Source organism: Ruegeria sp. AA3, assembly GCF_056542905.1.
The window spans coordinates 15,123-32,729 of record NZ_JBQGAQ010000003.1 but is presented as its reverse complement, the minus strand read 5'-3'; the positions used below and the strand labels follow the sequence as shown (position 1 = coordinate 32,729).

The following is a 17,607-nucleotide window of genomic DNA, read 5'->3' as shown; positions in this document are numbered from 1 at the left end:
GCAGGAAGTGCCAGAAATGAAGAGGCCCTTGGGCTACCCCGGGTTCAATGGCACGATCGAACTGAATGTCAGGGATTCTGAATCCGATTGGGCTCGGGTCGCGCCAAAGGCTTCCGCGGAAGGTGCCCCGAATATCCTCTTTGTGCTATACGATGATACCGAACTGAGTGCCTGGTCCACTTATTGCCCGTCCAAAGATCTGGCTGATCAGGCAATCCAGATGTTGCGGGATCAGAACTCAACCAACCTGTACATGGCAGCAGCCTTGAGAATCCGATGGGCTGGCAATGAGCCCTATCCACGAAACGATCCAGTGGAGTGGGAAAGCTACCCAGAAACCCTGCAGTGGATAGTTTCAGTTCCTATCAAGCGGTACTCTCAAGGCCGGACGGCAGGTACCTCACCGCGCGCGACGCCGCGCTGAAGGTCCGCGAGATCCAGATGACCCGTGCCGAGGAACGCCGCATTCTCGAACGCGGGGTCTGGACCCTGTCGCGGGCGGCGAGATCGCCGCCCGGCCTGTCTCCTCCCTATGGAGACGATTGTTGATGCGAAGCGCTCCGACCTGAACGGGGTACCTACTACTCCTGCCGCAGTCACAAATCTCAGCGGCATTAACCCCCTTTAACATCCGATCGGGCCGGAAACGCTTCAGTTCACCTGACGTTCCAGAACTGTGCTGTAGGTCGTTCCGTTCCGCAGGCTACGGAAATCGGCAAAGATCTTGCCGTCCTCGTACCGCGCATCGATCAACGCATTGGCGCCAATCACCAGCGGGGAAGTTTCAACAATGCCGATCGAGCCAGACCCATCGAGGCTGATGGTTCCGGTGGCCTCATATTCGTTCCATTCGGTATCGCCATCCCGACGCCACTTGCTGGGCCCCCAGAAGACATTGTCTTCCTGCATCTGGACGTCGAGCATCCATTCGGCCTGATTAAAGCGGGGCTGATCCCCCTTGTAATAATGGCTGGGCTGCACGGTCGTGTAAGACCCGACCCACGTGCCGCGCAGATCCGGTGTGGTATCGGCCAGTGCTGCGGTTCCGAGGGCGAGGGACGTGGCCAGAGCGGCGGCTCCGGCAGTCATGTATCTGGTCATGGGGATCTCCTCCTAAAAGCGACCCTTTGGAGTTCAAAAGCGAACATCCTTGCTGTGGGATACAGATTGGGCGGAGGTGCGCCGGTTACAACTTACCTGAGGGAAACTTCATGAACCGGTAATGTTTGCGTCAGGCCCAGGCCAGCGCAGTGCCGAGGATGACCAGACCGATACCTGCCGCCTCGCGATACGAGAAGTTCTCGCCGAACAGAAAGAATGAGGCGATGGCGATAAGAACCACCTCGGCCCCCAGAATGCCGGTATAGATGATGCCCAATCGTTCGTTGCGCAGCGCGGCGAGTTCGAGCGTCGCCCCGGCCAGCAGGGTCGCGACGATCAGCAGGCCAAGGCCCACACCGGGGAGTTTCCACCAGAACTTCATCGCGATCATGGCCACGGAATAGAGACCCGCCGACCCGAGGGCGATGATAGGGATCATGGATGTGGACATCTGCGCCTCCTGCCGGAATTGCCGTGAGATCAAGTGTAGCAGGATGGCACAGTCGAGGCTGTGAGGTGGTTCACAGTCGCCAATCAGTATGTCCGATAAGGGCTCATTGGTTTTCGACTGAAGCGCCCAAAAATTCCTAAAGGATTGTTCATGTTGGTTTAATGTGAGCCTTATGAGTCAATTCTTACCTGACTCTTGAACACTGACCAAACTTGCCGACCACAAAGCCCATCTCTGGCACCGACAGGCCGGGCAATCAGCGAACAGACGGAGGTCTCTGATGCAGTTTATGTCATCGAAACAAACCCATTCCGACCCACGCTCGAAATTGGCACTCATCAATCGGATTCGTGTGACCGCAATCGCGGCAACCTGTTTTGTTGCAACTGCGACGTGGGCGCAATCAAACGAGCGGCAGGGGGCTGCTTTGGACTATCTGCAAAAAGATCTGGCAAACGTACAAGGGCTGGTTTGGACCGGACACCTCAACCCAGACACCGACTCGGTTGGTGCCAGTTTGCTGGCAGCCCATATCTATGGCGGACAGCCCGGAGTTCCCGGTTCGATCAACCCAGAATCCCGGTTCGCAATTGAACAGTGCAACGCGGTTGAACCGAAGGCTATCGGTGATTTCTCGGGAATGACTGTTGGGCTAGTCGACTTCAATCAAAGCACACAACTTCCGCCCAGAATTGACTCTGAAAACATCGTCGCCTTGATCGACCATCACGCGCTTGGGGGATCGCCGGTCAACCTGTCTGAAGCCATCAGCATCGAGATGCGGCCATGGGGATCAACAGCAACAATACTGGCCGATCAGGCGCAGATGCTTGGCGTTGAACTGCCTGCACCTCTGTCCTGCATCGGGATGGCTGCGATCCTGTCCGACACCGTCAACCTGACGTTGCCAACCACCACGGATTACGACCGCCACTATGTGCAGGAACTGGCGCGGCAGGCCGGCATTGAGGATGTCGATACGTTTGCGGAAAACATGCTGCTGGCGAAATCCGACCTAAGCGCGCTGTCGGCTAAAGATATCGTTCTGCTGGACTACAAGGACTTCGTGTATGGCGGCAAGAATGTCGGCATCGGGGTTGCCGAGACATTGACAGCGCAGCAGCTGATCGACCGTCGGCACGAGTTAAAAGCCGCAATCGAAACGCAAAAGAATGCGAGCGGTCTGGACCATCTGGTCTTTGCGATTGTCGATACCCGCGATCAGAAATCCTACATGCTGTGGGGGAATGACACCGACAAGGACCTGGTTCTTGTCGCATTCGGCGGAGAGATCGCGAACGACATGCTGGAAGCAGAGGACGTAATTTCCCGCAAACGTCAGATTGGTCCGGCAATACAACGCGCGGTCGAGAACTAATCAGGTCACGAGTGACATTTGATTTCGTAGCCAACCTATTGAAGATAGACAGCCTTAGCTGTCCATCTTCAACGCTGAAATAAACGCCTCCTGCGGGATATCAACCTTCCCGAACTGGCGCATCTTCTTTTTACCCGCCTTCTGCTTGTCCAGCAGTTTGCGTTTCCGCGTGGCGTCGCCTCCGTAGCATTTGGCGGTCACGTCCTTGCGCAGCGCCGAGAGTGTCTCGCGGGCGATGACCTTGCCTCCGATGGCGGCCTGGATCGGGATTTTGAACATGTGGCGCGGGATCAGGTCTTTGAGCTTTTCGCACATCGCCCGGCCCCGCATCTCGGCCCGGTCGCGGTGAACCATGGTTGACAGCGCGTCAACGGGTTCGTCGTTCACCAGCACCGACATCTTGACCAGATTGTCCTCGGTATAGCCGGTCATCTGGTAGTCGAACGAAGCATAGCCCTTGGTCACCGATTTCAGGCGGTCGTAGAAGTCAAAGACGACCTCGTTCAGCGGCAGGTCATAGACGACCATGGCGCGGCTGCCCGCATAGGTCAGGTCCAGTTGGATGCCGCGGCGGTCCTGGCAGAGTTTCAGCACGTCGCCGAGATATTCGTCGGGCACAAGGATGGTCGCTTTGATGCGCGGCTCCTCGATATGGTCGACCTTGGACGGGTCGGGCATGTCGGCGGGGTTGTGCAGCTCGATCATCTCGCCGTCTTTCATGTAGACGTGATAGATCACCGAGGGCGCGGTGGTGATGAGCTCGATATCGTATTCGCGTTCGATCCGGTCGCGGATGACCTCAAGGTGCAAGAGCCCGAGGAAGCCGCAGCGGAAGCCGAAGCCCAGCGCGGCCGAGGTTTCCATTTCAAAGCTGAAGCTGGCGTCGTTCAGGGCCAGTTTGTCAATCGCGTCGCGCAGGTCCTCGAATTCGGAACTGTCGACGGGGAAGAGGCCACAGAACACCACGGGCTGCGCGGGTTTGAAGCCGTCCAGCGCGTCTTCGGTGCCGTTGCGGTCATTGGTGATGGTGTCACCAACGCGGGTGTCGCGGACCTGTTTGATCGAGGCGGTGAGAAAGCCGATCTCACCGGGGCCGAGGCTGTCGACCATCTCCATCTCAGGCCGGAAGACACCAACGCGGTCCACGTGGTGCAGGGTGTTGTTCGACATGAACTTGACCCGCATCCCCTTTTTCAGCGTGCCGTCCATGATGCGGACCAGAACGATGACGCCGAGATAGGCGTCGTACCAGGAATCCACCAGCATCGCCTTGAGCGGCGCGTCGAGATTACCTTGCGGCGCGGGCAGCTGCTGCACGATGGCCTCAAGCGTCTCGTGGATGCCCTGCCCCGTCTTGGCCGAAACCTGAATCGCGTCGGTCGCGTCGATGCCGATCACATCCTCGATCTGCTCGGCCACGCGGTCACAATCGGATGCAGGCAGGTCGATCTTGTTCAGCACCGGCACGATCTCATGATCGGCGTCGATGGCCTGATATACATTCGCCAGCGTCTGCGCCTCGACGCCTTGGGTCGAGTCCACAACCAGCAGCGAGCCTTCGACCGCGCGCATAGACCGGCTAACCTCATAGGCAAAGTCCACGTGGCCGGGAGTGTCGATCAGGTTCAGGACGTATGCCTCGCCATTGTCGGCAGTATAGTCGATGCGAACCGTGTTGGCCTTGATGGTGATGCCCCGCTCGCGCTCGATATCCATGCTGTCGAGCAGCTGTTCCTTCATGTCGCGATCCTTGACCGTTCCGGTCTCTTGAATGAGCCGGTCAGCAAGGGTGGATTTGCCATGGTCGATATGCGCGACGATGGAGAAATTGCGGATATGAGCGAGGTCTGTCATGGGTTGGGGATATGTATAGATTCTGGAGTTTGGTCAATGGATGAAAGCACGAACGATCCGTATGACTCTTCTTTTACACCCTCATCCACCAATTCGCCTCATCTAGTCTTTCGGAAGCTGATGTATGCATTTGGAGCGACCGGACCCTACAAGATGCGGTCAATAGGTACAGCAGATGGCAATCATGGTGCTGCCGACGGATCATCCAATACGCAAGACCAAAACCTTACTTATGACTATTAAGCTCTACCGGCTTTAACCACGCTAGCTTATTTGCGGATGTTATTAACTATCGAAACTTGCCTAGAGACGACCAACGCCGAAGACTTTGATGCGGCTGATCTGGCATTTAGCTGCGCTGAGTTTTTTGTCCGCAATGTTGGGGGCAGTTCGACATCAGTTAAGTTTTCATCCGCTTTTGATGCTCAGAGTTTTGATAGTGGGAATCACGACACTACTCCAACTGCAGATAACTCCTACCTGTATGGAATTGGAAACGCGCTGAAACCACTATGTGCAGTCTTCTACGCTAAGGAATTCACAAATACGGACCAAGACCGTTTTGCAGTTGAAGCATTTGAACTAGCTCGTAATGCTCTGGTTAATCACCCCAAAGGGTCAGCATTCATAGGCTCAGTGCTCTCTAACGCATTGACGAAGCCAGCGCCCACTTCCGCGACGCCAACTGAGTTAGAATTGAGCCAAAATCTAACTGGTTTCTTAGATTTTGAACCTCGCTGGTCATTTTGGTCGGAATGGTTTCACAGCTTCTTAGACGGTCGAAGTCTGGAACCGGCACTTCAAAGAAGAGTCGTCCAGATCCACGATGAAATCTGGGAATCCGGTCCGGATGCAGTCGCCGCAGAAATCGAGCGCATTCGAAAAGAGTTGGAGCAACAGCAACGAGCTGCTCGTGCCCCCATAGGGCCAACCGATTACGAAAAATCCTTGGTTAAGAAATCGGTTGTTCAGAATCGTGATGCAATTGTGGTGTCCACCGCAGGGTTGATCGAGCAAGTTGAAGGTTTTCGAGAAAAGATCAGAGGAATGAATTCGCTCGAAGCGGGTATACGCAGCGAAATTCTCGAGTTCACTGACTACTTTCATCGACACCTTCAGCAATTGCTTGAATCGTTACCTCAGTCAACCGATGATATAAGCGAGGATCTCACCGGACGTATCGCATTATGGCTTCGCGACTACAGAGGTGTTTTGTGGACGAAACTGGCGCACTATTCGTCTCCCGAAAATATGGCGGAAGCAACGGTACCGACAGGCATTGTTTTGACGGCAACAGGAATTGGCGCGATGTTGGGCCAACCGCTCGCGGGTGCAGCTGTAGGTGGGCTGATAACTAATCAGATGAAATCAACGCAGGCTGCAAAGGAATTGCTGAAACCCAAGGACACCGGAGAAACGGGCGACAAGTAAATGCCGTCCAAGGATAAAACCCAGCCTCTTAGACTCAGCTATTCACTTTTTCGAACCACCCGATTGATCCCGAATCCACTTTGATTCATACTCCGCCGCAGACCGAGAGGGGCATAAGACCCGTCCGGGCAGGCAAAAAACGAGGCTCGAGTATGAAACAGTTCCTCCTAATCGCGTTTTGTGCGGCATCGCTGACGGCGGTGGCCCACACGGTGGACGCGGCGCAGATCAAGCGGGCGTGTATGGCGTCGGACCGTGAGGCGGCGACGCGGGCGCGGTGTACTTGTATCCAGCGCGTGGCCGATCAGGCGTTGACGCGGGGCGATCAGAAGACCGTGGCAAAGTGGTTCGAAGACCCCCATCAGGCGCAGGAGTTGAAGATGTCGCAGACCGCGCGCGATGATGCGCTGTGGGATCGGTATCAGAACTTTGGCCAGATGGCGCAGGCGATCTGCAGCTGAGCCAGAGGCAATCCTTGACCTGATGCACGCTGCGCCTCAAAAAAGGCGCAGCGAAAGGTATGTGCGATGGTGATGAAAGGGCTGACCCTGCGGGGCCTTGAGGTGTTCGAGGCGCTGGCACGGACCGGATCGGTGGCGCAGGCGGCCGAGATCACGGGGCTCAGCCAGCCGTCGGTGTCTCAGCAATTGCGCAATCTGGAAAAGGCCTTGGGCACCGATCTGGTCGATCACGGGCGGCGACCGATGCGGCTGACGCAGGCCGGGCGCAGTTTCCTGGCGCGCACTCAAGCGGTGCTGGGTGAGCTGCAAGTGGCGCAGAGCGAACTGGCGGTCATGGATCTGGGGCATCTGACCACTCTGTCCATCGGATTGATCGACGATTTCGACAATGATCTGACGCCCAGGCTGGCCACCCTGCTAGCCGATAGTCTGACTCGGTCGAAATTCAAGCTGATCACGCTGTCGAGCCTCGATCTGTTCGAAGCACTGGAGGCACAGCGGTTACACATGGCTGTCTCGGCCCATTCTGGTGAAGTATTGGAAGGTGTCATCGAATACCCTCTGGTCCAAGACCCCTTCATTTTGGTCGCGCCCAAGGGCGCCGAGCAGCCGATGCAGGACCTGCCCTTCCTGCGCTACGCCCGCGAACAGTTGATCAGCCGCCAGATCGAAGGTCATCTAGCCCGGCAGCATATGGAGTTTGAAGAACGGTTCGAAATCGGCTCGCATCTGGCATTAATGGCGATGGTAGCGCGGGGCTTGGGCTGGGCAATCACCACACCGCTGGGCTATATGCGCGCCGCGCGGTTCCATGACGGGCTGGAGGCGCACCCTGCCCCGTTTGGCGAGTTCGCGCGCAGAATCTCACTGATTACTCGCTCCGACTGGTCGGATCAGGTGCCGCAGGAAGTGGCGGATATGATTAAGCGACTAATGCAGAGCCAGATTGTTGACCCTGCTTTGGCGCAGTTGCCGTGGCTGGACGGGCAGCTGAAGGTGATAAGTTAAATCAAGCATGAATGGATCGCACCGCTGCCTGAACTGCATTTTTTGTCAGCTCAAGGTCCATCTCGGAAATCGCCAGTGAAGGATAGAGTTTGCCGGGCGACTTGAAGATGCCGTGGCGTCGAAGCGTCGCATTATAGGCTTCGTTACGCTTTGGGTCGTCATGCTTGGCGGTCCGATAGTCTCTGCAAACACTGGTTGTAAAAAAGATGTCAAACAAGGTCTCATCACCACAGATTAGATGCGGAATATCAGCCTTGCTCAACTCCTCACTTTGCATGTCTTGCAGCTCTTTTCCGATGGCGCGCAGGCGGTCATAGCTGCCCTCGCGGCGTAGGATGTCCATCGTCTTAAGGCCGGATGCGGCAGCGATCGGATTGCCTGATAGTGTGCCAAGCTGCATTAGCCATTTGTTCGCGCCGACAATAGACTTGTCGAAATGCTGCATGATCTCGGTATTGGCCCCAATGGCGGCCAGAGGAAAACCGCCACCGATGATCTTGCCCAAGGTGCAGATGTCTGGAGTCACTCCATAGCGTTCCTGTGCGCCGCCATAGGCCAGCCGGAAGCCCGTAACGATTTCGTCAAAGATCAAGAGGACACTGTATTTGTCGCACAGGTCGCGCAGCCCTTGCAAATAGCCAGGCAAGGCGGGAATTATCCGCTGCAGTGGCTCTACGATAATCGCGGCAACGTCCTTGTTTTCGGCCAGCAGCGCCTCGACCGCGGTCAGATCGTTAAACGGGGCGATCAACATCTGATCAGCTACCCCTTGCGGGATGCCCGCGCTGTCGGGAATAGCTTGGGGGAAGTTGATGCGGACTTCGGGCGCAAGGCTCATCTGTGCTTCGGCGCTCATCCCGTGGTATCCGCCTTCAAACTTCAGGACCTTGTCGCGGCCGGTATAGGCGCGGGCAAGGCGGATGGCGTACATGTCGGCCTCGCCACCCGAGGCCACAAATCGGACCTGTTCGCAGCACGGCACCGCCTCAACAATCGCCTCGGCCAGTTCGATGCCCTTGGCATTGTTAGCAAAGAAGGTCATGCCCTTGGGGAGCTGCTCAAGAACGGCCTCTATGACTTCAGGATGGCCATGCCCCAGAAGCATCGGGCCAGAGCCGATCAGATAGTCGACATATTCGTTCCCATCCTCGTCCCAGACACGGCTGCCTTCACCGCGCGCGATGACTATGCCGGGATCGAAATTGCCGAATCCTCCGGCAGGCAACACGGTGCGGGCACGGGCGATCCAATCGGCTTGAGAGGTCAGTTTCTGCATAGGTTAGTCCAGTTCAAGAATTGGGGTACCAAGGATGTCCGGATCGGGCCTCACCCCAAGCCCGGGGCCTTCTGGTGGTGCAATACGCCCTTCCTTGCGGGACGGACAATTCGGCGCAATGCGTGGCCCTACATAGGACGACAGATCGCAGGTGTTCAGTAGGGCATCTCGCGGTGTCGAGGCGGCGAAATGCAGCGATGCGGCGGTGACGATGTCTGATCCCCAAGTGCATTCCGCACAGATCTCGGCCCCCAGATGCACAGTCAGATCACGCGCGCGGCGCATTGCGGACAGCCCGCCGAATTTCGACAGTTTCAAGGCCACTGCGTCCAGCACGCCCAGTTCATGCGCGTGCATGAGCGACGCCTGATCATAGGCATTTTCGTCGATTTTCATAGGCAGACCAGTTGCCTGTCTGACAGCTGCACAATCTTCCAGCGTTTTGCAGGGCTGCTCCAGCATAACATCCAGATGTGCCACCGCGCGTCCCGTCCGCGTGGCCTGAAGTTTTGTCGCCCCGCAGTTCCAGTCACCATAGACCAGTGGGCCGTCGCCCACGGCCTCGCGTACCTTGGCCAACCGTTCGGCATCTGCTTGCCAGTCGGCGTCGGCCCCAAGCTTGACCTGAAACTGTCGGATACCCGTCGCATAAGCTTCGCGGGCAATCCGCGCCATGTCGTCGGGCGCGATGCAGGTGATCGAGTGATAGAGCGGCATGTCAGCTTGGGTGCGGCCACCAAGCAGCGCGTAAAGGGGCTGCCCGCTCGCTCCGCCGAACAGATCCCACAACGCCATGTCGACGATAGATTTCGCATAGAAATGTCCTTGCAGGAACGCATCCAGTTTGCGCATTGGGGCATCAATGCCGAACGGTTCGACTCCGAGGATTTCGGGTGCCATTTCCTCGATCGCACCGGGGACACCAATGGCGAAGGCGGGCAGGTAATGCGGGATCGGGCAGACCTCGCCCCAGCCTTTCTTTCCGTTATCGGCCTCCAGACACAGGACATGGCTTTTGACCGTGTCGCAGGTCTTGCCCTCGGCCATGTAGTAGGTCTCATGGCTGGTCAGATCGACAGACCATAACGAAATGCGAGAGATTTTCATGATATGTCATTTCCATCAGTCAGTTGCGGCCCGGACTCGAACTGATTGCGCCAGAATACCAGACATAGAACCGAGTCTGCGCCCGTCGTCATCGCGTGAGGCTGGTTAGAGGCGTGGAACGCAGTGTCGCCAGAGCTCAGCCAGCGCTTAGCTTGTCCGGCACGTAGGAACTCTGCCTGCCCGGCAAGCACTAAATAAAGCTCTTCCGCTGGGTGATGATGCCACGGATAGTGCAGATGTGGCGGCATATAAACCAGCCAGACACGGAGTTGGTCTGATGCAAAGCCGCCCTGATCGCCGACCAGACAGAAGCAGCCAAACCGATCCATGAAATCATCGCCTATCCCGCTATCTCGATAATGCTCGAGCCAGTGCGCGTCGCAGGCAAGCGCAAGCACAGCGTCACGCAAAGTCGAGACTGTCCCAGACCGCAAGGCTTGGTCAGTTGCCAGCAAATCAAGCGGGGGCAAGGCCCGCGTCGTGACCTTTTGTGGCACAAGATCAGTCGGAAATGAACTGAACTCCGCAAGAGAGGGGTAGGTACGAAAGCAGCGGGCAAGCTCGGCTGCTGCGTGCGTCCAGACCTGTGCTTGTGTCACGCTATCTCCCTTGCGTCGGTTCTGGGCTTTTTGGATTTGGGGTCGTAGGCGGGATCGCCCAGCACACGGGCTGCACGGCGGATGCCGTGGATCACCACTTCAAGCGCCGTGCCGGGAGTGGCGGCGTGAGGTTTGACATAGGCAAAGGCCAAAATCTTCCCGACTGTTGGGCCAAAGGCCACGGACGCTGTGGATCCGACCACCTGCCCGTTCAAAACCACCGCCTCACCGCCGTGGCCGTCCGCTTTTCCGTCGGGCTCGATTTCCAGATAGGCGCAGACCCACGGCAGGTCAGTATTTAGAGTTTTGTCGCGGCCCAGATACTCCTTGTCCGTCCGAGCAAAACGCAAAACATTAGCCTCGGCCAGTGTGACCTCGTTGGTTAATTCGCCAGCCCCCTTGAAGCCCTTCTCCATACGCATCGCATTCATCGCGAAGCTGCCGTAATCGGCAATGCCGTGTATCTCACCCGCAGCCCACAGCGTAGTGTAGACATCAAGGCTGGCGTCATTGGGCATGTGGAATTCCCAGCCGAGCTCGCCCGCGTAGGACATACGGAATGTCCAGACATTGTGACCTGCAACCGTGATTTCCCGCGCAGACAGCCAGCGGAACCCGGCGTTGGACAAGTCGGCGTCAGTGCAGGCGGCCAACACGTCCCGCGACTTGGGACCGTTCAGGGACAGGGCACTCCACTCGGACGACAGGGCCGTTATCGTCACATCTTCCTCCGCGCGTTGATGGTTCAAGTGGTCCAGCAGGCGTTGTTCGAAGAAAGCGGCGCAGACCAGATAGAAGCGGTCTTCAGCCATCCGCACAATCGTCGTTTCCAGTTCGATCCGGCCAGCGCGGTTCAGCATGTGGGTCAGGGTGATCGAGCCGATCTTCTGCGGCATTCGGTTGGCGGTCAGCCGGTCCAGCAATGCGTATGCATCCGGCCCTTCGACCAGCACCTTTGCGAAGGCGGTCACATCCATGATGCCGACGCCGGTGCGCACCGCTTTCACCTCGGCCGCTACCATATCGTCGACGGGGGAACGGTTGAAGGAATAGTGGTCGCACTGTTCGATCCCCTTGGCGAAAAAGCGTGGGCGTTCAAAGCCATAGACCTCTTCATGCACGGCACCTTTGCTTTTCAGCAGATCATGCAAGGGGGACGGCTTGATCGGGCGTCCGACCAGACGGTTGAAATGTGGGAAGGGGATTTCGTGGCGCAGACAGTAATCCTCTTCGGCCTTCACTACCTGCCAGTTCTTCGTGGCATAACTGCCAAACCGGCGCGGGTCGAATTCGCGCATCGAGATGTCAGCCGCCCCATGCACCATCCAGCGCGCCAGCTCGCGGGTCAGGCCGGGCCCCCATCCAATGCCGATCTGAGTGCCGCAGCAGCACCAGTAATTGCGCACACCGGGTGCCGGGCCGATCAGCGGGTTGCCGTCTGGGGGATGGCTGATCGCGCCGTGCACGACGCGTTGAATACCCAGATCGGCAAAAATCGGCATCCTGTCCAGGCTTTCTTCCAAATACGGCATGACACGGTCATAATCCGCGTCAAACAGCCAATTCTCGTAATGCCATGGGCATTCATCGTGCCAGACCGAGTTCGGGTTTTCTTTCTCGTAAATCCCGATCAGGCCCTTCTTTTGCTCCATCCGGATATAGCCCGAAACTTTCTTGTCGTCACGAATGACGGGCAGTTCTACGTCGAGACCCTGGAATTCGGGCACCTCGTCGGTCACGAAGTAATGGTGCGTCATCGAGGTCATGGGCAATTGCAGCCCCGACCATTCGCCCATCTGCCGCGCATATGTGCCGCCGGCATTGACGACATGCTCGCAGGTGATTGTGCCCTTCCCAGTCTCAACCACCCATTCGCCATTGTCAGCTTGCTTGATGTTGGAAGCACGGCATTGGCGGATGATCCGCACGCCCTTTTGACGGGCCCCAGCGGCCATCGCCATCGTGACATTCGTCGGGTCCACGTGACCGTCATCCGGCGTGTGAAGTGCGCCCAGAACACCACTGAGGTTATAGAACGGGTGCAACTCGGCCACCTTTTCCGGCCCAACCAGTTCGATGTTGAAACCCAGCGAGCGACCCACCGATAGCGTATGGCGCAACCAGTCCATTTCGTCTTCCGTATAGGCTAGGCGAAACGACCCGCAGCCGTGCCATGTCACCGGCTGGCCTGTTTCCGCTTCCAATCCACCGGAATAGAGGCCGATATTATAGTCCACGCACTTCCCCAACCCAAAGGACGAGGTCGAATGTGTGATCTGTCCGGCGGCGTGCCATGTGCTGCCCGAGGTCAGCTCGGCCTTTTCAAGTAACACCGTTTCCTCACCCCAGCCTTCATGCCCAAGATGATAGGCCAGCCCGACGCCCATGATGCCGCCGCCGACGATGACCACGCGTGCGTGGGATGGAAACTCACTTGCCACGACAACATCCTTTTCGAGTCGTTTTCCTCTCGACAGGCTAAGCAAACAAAAATACCATCGTCAATCATGAATGGGACAAATGTATCAAATACGATTCTCGAGCGTCTGGCCGATGAGCTTTCCGAGCTGACGCCCGAGGCACGCAAGGCGGCAACCTATGTCTTGGAAAACCCCCGTGATGTGGGGGTGTCGACGGTGCGCGAAATCGCAGAGGCTGCGAATGTCAAACCCAACACCGTCGTGCGCATGGCCCGTCAGGTCGGGTTCGAAGGCTACGAAGATTTCCGCGCGCCCTTCCGCGATGCCATCCGACGCGGCGCCGCCGACTTCCCGGACCGCGCGCGCTGGCTTCAGGACATTCGCAAATCGGACGATCTGGGCGGGCTATATGCCGACATAGTGCAGGACGTGCTGCGCAACGTCGAAGAGACCTTTGCGGGTATCTTGACCGACGACCTGAAGACGGCGGCCGAGGCGATCTGGGCCTCGCGCAATGTGTTTACCCTTGGCGTGGGCGTCAACAACTCGATCGCGCGCAATTTCACCTATCTGGCCTCGACCGGTATGAAGGAGTTTCACGCCATCCCGCGTCCGGGCTCGACCCCTGTCGATGATCTGACGTGGGCAGATGAAAGTGACGTGCTGATCGCGATCACCTGCAAACCCTACCGGTCCGAGGTGGTCAAAGCCGTCGAGATAGCGCGCGAACAGGGCATGGTCATCGTCGCTCTGTCCGACAGTCCCGCCAGCCCGATCCTGCGTCTGGCCGATCATGACTTCGTGGTATCGGTCGATACACCGCAATTCTTCCCGTCCTCGGTCAGCATCATCGCGCTGCTTGAGACTCTTTTGTCATTCGTCATCGCCGTTGCCAGCGACGAGATCGTCGAACGGGTCGAGAAATTCCACAACCGTCGCCACCAGCTGGGACTGTATCACGAGGAGAAGACATGACCGAACCCATCAGGTCTTTGGCCGCGCGTTATTACACCGATCCCGATATTTATGCGCAAGAAATGTCCGGCCTGCTTGCCCGGACATGGCAATTCGCGGGCCATGTCAGCCAGCTTCCCAATGTCGGTGACTATTTCACTTTTGAAATTGCGGACCAAAGCCTGTTCTCGATCCGTGGCCGGGACGAAGTGATCCGCACCTTCTATAACGTCTGCCAACACCGCGCCCACGAAATGGTCACCGGGACTGGTAACACTCGTGTGGTGGTCTGCCCCTATCACGCCTGGACCTACGAACTGACTGGACATTTGCGCGCGGGTCCGAACATCAAATCCGTTCCGGGCTTTGACCGCTCTGAGATCTGCCTGACCGAAGTCCGGACCGAAGATTTCCATGGCTTTCTTTTCGTCAACCTCGATGACGATGCCGCGCCGATGGACGATTGGTTCCCCGGTGTCCGTGAAGAGATCGCCGAATTCGTTCCCAATGTCGTCAGGCTTGCCCCTCTGGAATGGGTCGAGGTGCCTGAGAACTGCAACTGGAAGGTCTCGGTCGAGAATTACTCAGAGTGCTACCACTGTCCCATTAACCATGCGACCTTCGCCGAGGGTGTCATTAAGCCGGAAACCTATGACATCCAACCGGATGCGGACGGCGGATATGTTCTGCGCCATACGACCGAATGTCAGCCAATGGAAAAGATGACCTATCCCGTGGACATGTCGGTGCCCCATGCAGGGGATTATCAGAGCTGGTTCCTATGGCCCATGTTCTCATTCCAATGCTATCCGGGCAATGTTCTGAACACCTATCACTGGCGTGCCCACGGCCATGAAAACTGCACCGTCTGGCGCGGTTGGTTTACGCCGGAAGGTGCTGAAAGTGAGGTAATCCGGGGTCTTTCCGCTCAAGATCGCGAGACAACAGTAAAAGAGGACATCCACCTCGTGGAAAGCGTGCAGCGTGGGTTGAAATCTCGTGGTTATCGCCCCGGCCCCCTTGTGCTGGACCCCAACTGCGGGGTCAGTTCAGAGCATTCCATTGCTGCATTGCAGCGCTGGATGCGCGAGGCCGTAGATGGTCAAGAACATTAATGCACAATGCACCAACATATTGATCGATCTGTAATGAAGGCCTATCGGCTAAGCTACGTTGATGGCGCGTTAGTCAACGGCAGAGCCAGCCAGTTCCATGCGTTGAACCCTGGCACCGACGAAAAGTTGGCCGAGTGTGCGCTTACGGATGCGGGTGAGGTTGTCGGCGCCGGTATGGCTGCAAAACGCGCGCACCTATCAGGTGCCTTGTCCGATCTGCGCCCAGTCGATCATGGTCGCATGGTGCAGGCCATGGGCCACTATACGCTGACCCAAATTATTGCCAATGGCACATCTTATAGTTGGTCGGCGGTGTTTTCACCTGCAACCTCGACTGCGCCACGACGCCGCCCCCCAGATGCGCGAAGACTTGTGGAACTATGTACAAACCAAAAACGTCGCCATCAAACTGAAGGACTAGACCATGAGCGTATTTGACGAAGATCTGTTTCTGAAAGGGCTCGAACAGCGCAAAACTACGCTAGGGGCTGAATATGTCGAAAAGAACTTGGCTACAGCAGATGATTTCACTCGCCCGTTTCAGGAGGCCATGACCGCGTGGTGTTGGGGCTTTGGCTGGGGGGATGACGTGATCGACGCCAAGACCCGGTCGATGATGAACCTCTCGATGATTGGCGCACTAGGCAAAATGACTGAATGGGAGACCCACTGCCGCGGGGCCATCAATAATGGCGTCACAAAAGAAGAAATCCGCGCAATTGTTCACGTGATTGGAATTTATTGCGGCGTGCCGCAGGCGTTGGAGTGCTTCCGTGTGGCCAAGACGGTGCTGGAGGAGAGTTAGAAAGCGCAAGCGCTGAACCTTACACTTGGCGGTCTCGCGCCACAACGCCGCAGACTAAATCGCACAGACAGTTTCCGAAGTAGTGCCCGGATGTGTTGTGCCGCAAGCAAAGAAGTTCACTGTTTAAGAAACGATCCTCCTCTGGGCGTGCGAGTCGATAGAACATTGGACTTGGTTTAGTGACAGTTCTAGAAGGCGCCGCGAAGCAGTAAATTCGCGCAAGGGATGATCAACTTCGGCCGCCTTCGATCCACACTGGGTCCGCAATAGGGATAATTGCTGCCCTCCAGCGCGACTGTTACATTCGGCACTATGGCCTTCTCTGGCACTTTCGCCGCCTGATGCGCCAATGCAGGAGGTTGGACGCCACTACTGTACACTTGGTCTGCATCCAATGGGGAAGACGCGGGACAAAGGGTCAATACGCTGCGGCTGATCGAGCGTCGGCTGCAAAGTACTGCTTCGGTTCTTTCCATACCACGTATCAACTGCCACTTGTGCGCACCGACAACGGAATTGCGATATGACGCCCTAAGAGTACTCCTGACCGGGCACATCCCACTCGCGCATTATCCGGCGCTTCCGTCAGTATTGCGACTGCAACCCCAGCAGGAACGCAGAAACCATGTCGGTTATCTCGGCTTCCCTCTCCTCGTCCACTTCTTTTCCGTTCAGCCATGTGACGCTTAAAAATACTAAGATCATCGAGCGGCGCGCGATTGTAATCTGACCCAGCTTTTTTCGCCCAAGCTTGCTCAGTACGAGATGGCGGCTGATCAGTTCTGCTTCGATATCCAAACCGCAGACGATAATGGCTTCGTTTTCATCAAAAGCATCGCGGGTAGGATCCAAGCACTTCGTTAGAGACGAAAGTGAAGCCGAGGTGCCGCTGCAAACGCCCGGAGACTACTGGTATCAACCAGGCGGAGAGCATCACAATGACTTGTTTCCCACCGGCGAACCAACAATTCTGTTGATTCAATGGGAAGGTCCAATGGACGTGCGCTTTCATCCGAATGAATAGAACCAAGATTCAATTGGAGGAGTACATGCCCCTCTATTAGTTTTAATTTCACCTCAGTTCGGACATTGGTGCGCAGTACAGAATCGATCTAAATGAGGTCTGAGCAGGCATCGGGGCGTTCAGTGCCCTGAATTCAGGGCGTACTCCAGCTTCTATAGCTCAGCGCTCAAGTACGCCTGCAAGCCATCAACAGCGATCTCGATCAGGTCCAGCGCTCCATCGAAATCGCGGGTATAATACGGATCGGGCACGTGATCGGCGCCGGAATGTGGCGCGAAATCGGTTAGCAGGCGGACAGGAGTATCGCTGCCATCGGGGCGCAGGTCCTCGATATTGGCGATATTATCCGCATCCATACCGATGATCAGATCGAAGCGGTGGAAATCCTCGGCCACGAACTGGCGCGCGCGCAGGTCGCTGAGGTTAATATCGCGGGCGTGGGCGGCTTTTTGCATTGGGCCATAGGGCGGATCACCAATATGCCAACCCGAGGTTCCGGCGCTGTCGGTTTGGTGATGGGGCGCCCGGGCGCGAAAAACGCCCTCGGCTGCCGGAGAGCGGCAGATATTGCCCAGGCAGACGAAAAGGATACGGTGTGTCATGGGAATGGGTGTAGCGCGTGA

The 17,607-nt window shown here is 57.0% G+C and carries 18 protein-coding genes; 9 read left to right on the top strand and 9 right to left on the bottom strand.

Translation table 11 applies throughout. The annotated features are described in order from the left end of the window. Nucleotides 1–16 precede the first annotated feature (16 nt). Entirely contained in the window at nt 17–424 is a 408-nt protein-coding gene (locus ACR0JR_RS06700) for a hypothetical protein (protein WP_480455529.1), read from the top strand. 227 nt (nt 425–651) lie between these two features. Here ACR0JR_RS06700 and ACR0JR_RS06695 read toward each other — a convergent pair whose 3' ends face one another. Together ACR0JR_RS06695 and ACR0JR_RS06690 are read right to left on the bottom strand one after the other, a co-directional pair. Continuing rightward, on the bottom strand, nt 652–1,101 hold the full coding sequence (locus ACR0JR_RS06695) for a hypothetical protein (RefSeq protein WP_170466098.1): 450 nt from the start codon (nt 1,099–1,101) through the stop codon (nt 652–654). A gap of 130 nt (nt 1,102–1,231) precedes the next feature. Further along, nucleotides 1,232–1,552 carry a hypothetical protein gene (locus tag ACR0JR_RS06690; RefSeq protein ID WP_480455528.1) on the bottom strand — a complete coding sequence of 107 codons (321 nt, stop codon included), beginning with the start codon at nt 1,550–1,552 and terminating at the stop codon, nt 1,232–1,234. A gap of 280 nt (nt 1,553–1,832) precedes the next feature. Between ACR0JR_RS06690 and ACR0JR_RS06685 the strand changes: the two genes are divergently transcribed. After that, on the top strand, nt 1,833–2,930 hold the full coding sequence (locus ACR0JR_RS06685) for a manganese-dependent inorganic pyrophosphatase (RefSeq protein WP_480455526.1): 1,098 nt from the start codon (nt 1,833–1,835) through the stop codon (nt 2,928–2,930). Nucleotides 2,931–2,984: 54 nt separating this feature from the next. Here ACR0JR_RS06685 and lepA read toward each other — a convergent pair whose 3' ends face one another. Further along, nucleotides 2,985–4,784, bottom strand: a complete 1,800-nt coding sequence (lepA, locus tag ACR0JR_RS06680) for a translation elongation factor 4 (RefSeq protein WP_170782809.1) — start codon at nt 4,782–4,784, stop codon at nt 2,985–2,987. Between the two features lie 279 nt (nt 4,785–5,063). Here lepA and ACR0JR_RS06675 point away from each other — a divergent pair, with 279 nt between their 5' ends. The 3 genes from ACR0JR_RS06675 (at nt 5,064) to ACR0JR_RS06665 (ending at nt 7,684) form a co-directional block, all read left to right on the top strand. Beyond that, on the top strand, nt 5,064–6,215 hold the full coding sequence (locus tag ACR0JR_RS06675) for a hypothetical protein (RefSeq protein ID WP_480455525.1): 1,152 nt from the start codon (nt 5,064–5,066) through the stop codon (nt 6,213–6,215). A 152-nt stretch (nt 6,216–6,367) separates the two neighbouring features. Next, nucleotides 6,368–6,676, top strand: coding sequence for a hypothetical protein (locus ACR0JR_RS06670; protein WP_480455524.1), 309 nt, complete (start codon nt 6,368–6,370; stop codon nt 6,674–6,676). A gap of 66 nt (nt 6,677–6,742) precedes the next feature. Then, nucleotides 6,743–7,684 carry a LysR family transcriptional regulator gene (locus ACR0JR_RS06665; protein WP_480455523.1) on the top strand — a complete coding sequence of 314 codons (942 nt, stop codon included), beginning with the start codon at nt 6,743–6,745 and terminating at the stop codon, nt 7,682–7,684. Between the two features lies 1 nt (nt 7,685). Here the strand turns inward: ACR0JR_RS06665 and ACR0JR_RS06660 are convergent, their stop codons facing one another. The 4 genes from ACR0JR_RS06660 to ACR0JR_RS06645 are packed head-to-tail and all read right to left on the bottom strand — an operon-like array spanning nt 7,686 to nt 13,107. Beyond that, on the bottom strand, nt 7,686–8,960 hold the full coding sequence (locus ACR0JR_RS06660) for an aspartate aminotransferase family protein (RefSeq protein WP_480455522.1): 1,275 nt from the start codon (nt 8,958–8,960) through the stop codon (nt 7,686–7,688). 3 nt (nt 8,961–8,963) lie between these two features. Beyond that, complete coding sequence (locus tag ACR0JR_RS06655) at nt 8,964–10,067, bottom strand: mandelate racemase/muconate lactonizing enzyme family protein (protein WP_480455521.1); 1,104 nt, start codon at nt 10,065–10,067, stop codon at nt 8,964–8,966. Next, complete coding sequence (locus ACR0JR_RS06650) at nt 10,064–10,666, bottom strand: dimethylsulfonioproprionate lyase family protein (RefSeq protein ID WP_480455519.1); 603 nt, start codon at nt 10,664–10,666, stop codon at nt 10,064–10,066. The genes ACR0JR_RS06655 and ACR0JR_RS06650 overlap by 4 nt, the downstream gene beginning before the upstream one ends. Further along, the gene (locus ACR0JR_RS06645) at nt 10,663–13,107 is read right to left on the bottom strand and encodes an FAD-dependent oxidoreductase (RefSeq protein ID WP_480455518.1); all 2,445 of its coding nucleotides are present in this window, start codon (nt 13,105–13,107) and stop codon (nt 10,663–10,665) included. Before ACR0JR_RS06645 ends, ACR0JR_RS06650 begins: the two co-directional genes overlap by 4 nt. Before the next feature lie 66 nt (nt 13,108–13,173). Between ACR0JR_RS06645 and ACR0JR_RS06640 the strand changes: the two genes are divergently transcribed. From ACR0JR_RS06640 to ACR0JR_RS06625, 4 genes are read left to right on the top strand one after another with little or no spacing between them, the layout of a single operon-like run. Further along, nucleotides 13,174–14,061, top strand: a complete 888-nt coding sequence (locus ACR0JR_RS06640) for a MurR/RpiR family transcriptional regulator (RefSeq protein WP_480455517.1) — start codon at nt 13,174–13,176, stop codon at nt 14,059–14,061. Then, entirely contained in the window at nt 14,058–15,155 is a 1,098-nt protein-coding gene (locus ACR0JR_RS06635) for an aromatic ring-hydroxylating oxygenase subunit alpha (protein ID WP_480455516.1), read from the top strand. The genes ACR0JR_RS06640 and ACR0JR_RS06635 overlap by 4 nt, the downstream gene beginning before the upstream one ends. 33 nt (nt 15,156–15,188) lie before the next feature. Further along, a complete protein-coding gene (locus tag ACR0JR_RS06630) occupies nt 15,189–15,593 on the top strand; it encodes a hypothetical protein (protein WP_480455515.1) in 405 nt (134 codons plus the stop codon). Further along, entirely contained in the window at nt 15,580–15,960 is a 381-nt protein-coding gene (locus tag ACR0JR_RS06625; protein ID WP_260023011.1) for a carboxymuconolactone decarboxylase family protein, read from the top strand. Before ACR0JR_RS06630 ends, ACR0JR_RS06625 begins: the two co-directional genes overlap by 14 nt. Nucleotides 15,961–16,545: 585 nt before the next feature. On the opposite strand, the gene ACR0JR_RS06620 is transcribed toward ACR0JR_RS06625, so the two are convergent. Together ACR0JR_RS06620 and ACR0JR_RS06615 are read right to left on the bottom strand one after the other, a co-directional pair. Beyond that, complete coding sequence (locus ACR0JR_RS06620; RefSeq protein ID WP_480455514.1) at nt 16,546–16,812, bottom strand: hypothetical protein; 267 nt, start codon at nt 16,810–16,812, stop codon at nt 16,546–16,548. 324 nt (nt 16,813–17,136) lie between these two features. Then, a complete protein-coding gene (locus ACR0JR_RS06615) occupies nt 17,137–17,586 on the bottom strand; it encodes a low molecular weight protein-tyrosine-phosphatase (protein ID WP_480455513.1) in 450 nt (149 codons plus the stop codon). Nucleotides 17,587–17,607 lie beyond the last annotated feature (21 nt).

Coding starts and splice junctions, on each gene's coding strand:
- ACR0JR_RS06700 (WP_480455529.1), top strand. CDS start 17: ATGAAGAGGCCCTTGGGCTACCCCGGGTTCAATGGCACGATCGAACTG.
- ACR0JR_RS06695 (WP_170466098.1), bottom strand. CDS start 1,101: ATGACCAGATACATGACTGCCGGAGCCGCCGCTCTGGCCACGTCCCTC.
- ACR0JR_RS06690 (WP_480455528.1), bottom strand. CDS start 1,552: ATGTCCACATCCATGATCCCTATCATCGCCCTCGGGTCGGCGGGTCTC.
- ACR0JR_RS06685 (WP_480455526.1), top strand. CDS start 1,833: ATGCAGTTTATGTCATCGAAACAAACCCATTCCGACCCACGCTCGAAA.
- lepA (WP_170782809.1), bottom strand. CDS start 4,784: ATGACAGACCTCGCTCATATCCGCAATTTCTCCATCGTCGCGCATATC.
- ACR0JR_RS06675 (WP_480455525.1), top strand. CDS start 5,064: ATGTTATTAACTATCGAAACTTGCCTAGAGACGACCAACGCCGAAGAC.
- ACR0JR_RS06670 (WP_480455524.1), top strand. CDS start 6,368: ATGAAACAGTTCCTCCTAATCGCGTTTTGTGCGGCATCGCTGACGGCG.
- ACR0JR_RS06665 (WP_480455523.1), top strand. CDS start 6,743: ATGGTGATGAAAGGGCTGACCCTGCGGGGCCTTGAGGTGTTCGAGGCG.
- ACR0JR_RS06660 (WP_480455522.1), bottom strand. CDS start 8,960: ATGCAGAAACTGACCTCTCAAGCCGATTGGATCGCCCGTGCCCGCACC.
- ACR0JR_RS06655 (WP_480455521.1), bottom strand. CDS start 10,067: ATGAAAATCTCTCGCATTTCGTTATGGTCTGTCGATCTGACCAGCCAT.
- ACR0JR_RS06640 (WP_480455517.1), top strand. CDS start 13,174: ATGAATGGGACAAATGTATCAAATACGATTCTCGAGCGTCTGGCCGAT.
- ACR0JR_RS06635 (WP_480455516.1), top strand. CDS start 14,058: ATGACCGAACCCATCAGGTCTTTGGCCGCGCGTTATTACACCGATCCC.
- ACR0JR_RS06630 (WP_480455515.1), top strand. CDS start 15,189: ATGAAGGCCTATCGGCTAAGCTACGTTGATGGCGCGTTAGTCAACGGC.
- ACR0JR_RS06625 (WP_260023011.1), top strand. CDS start 15,580: ATGAGCGTATTTGACGAAGATCTGTTTCTGAAAGGGCTCGAACAGCGC.
- ACR0JR_RS06615 (WP_480455513.1), bottom strand. CDS start 17,586: ATGACACACCGTATCCTTTTCGTCTGCCTGGGCAATATCTGCCGCTCT.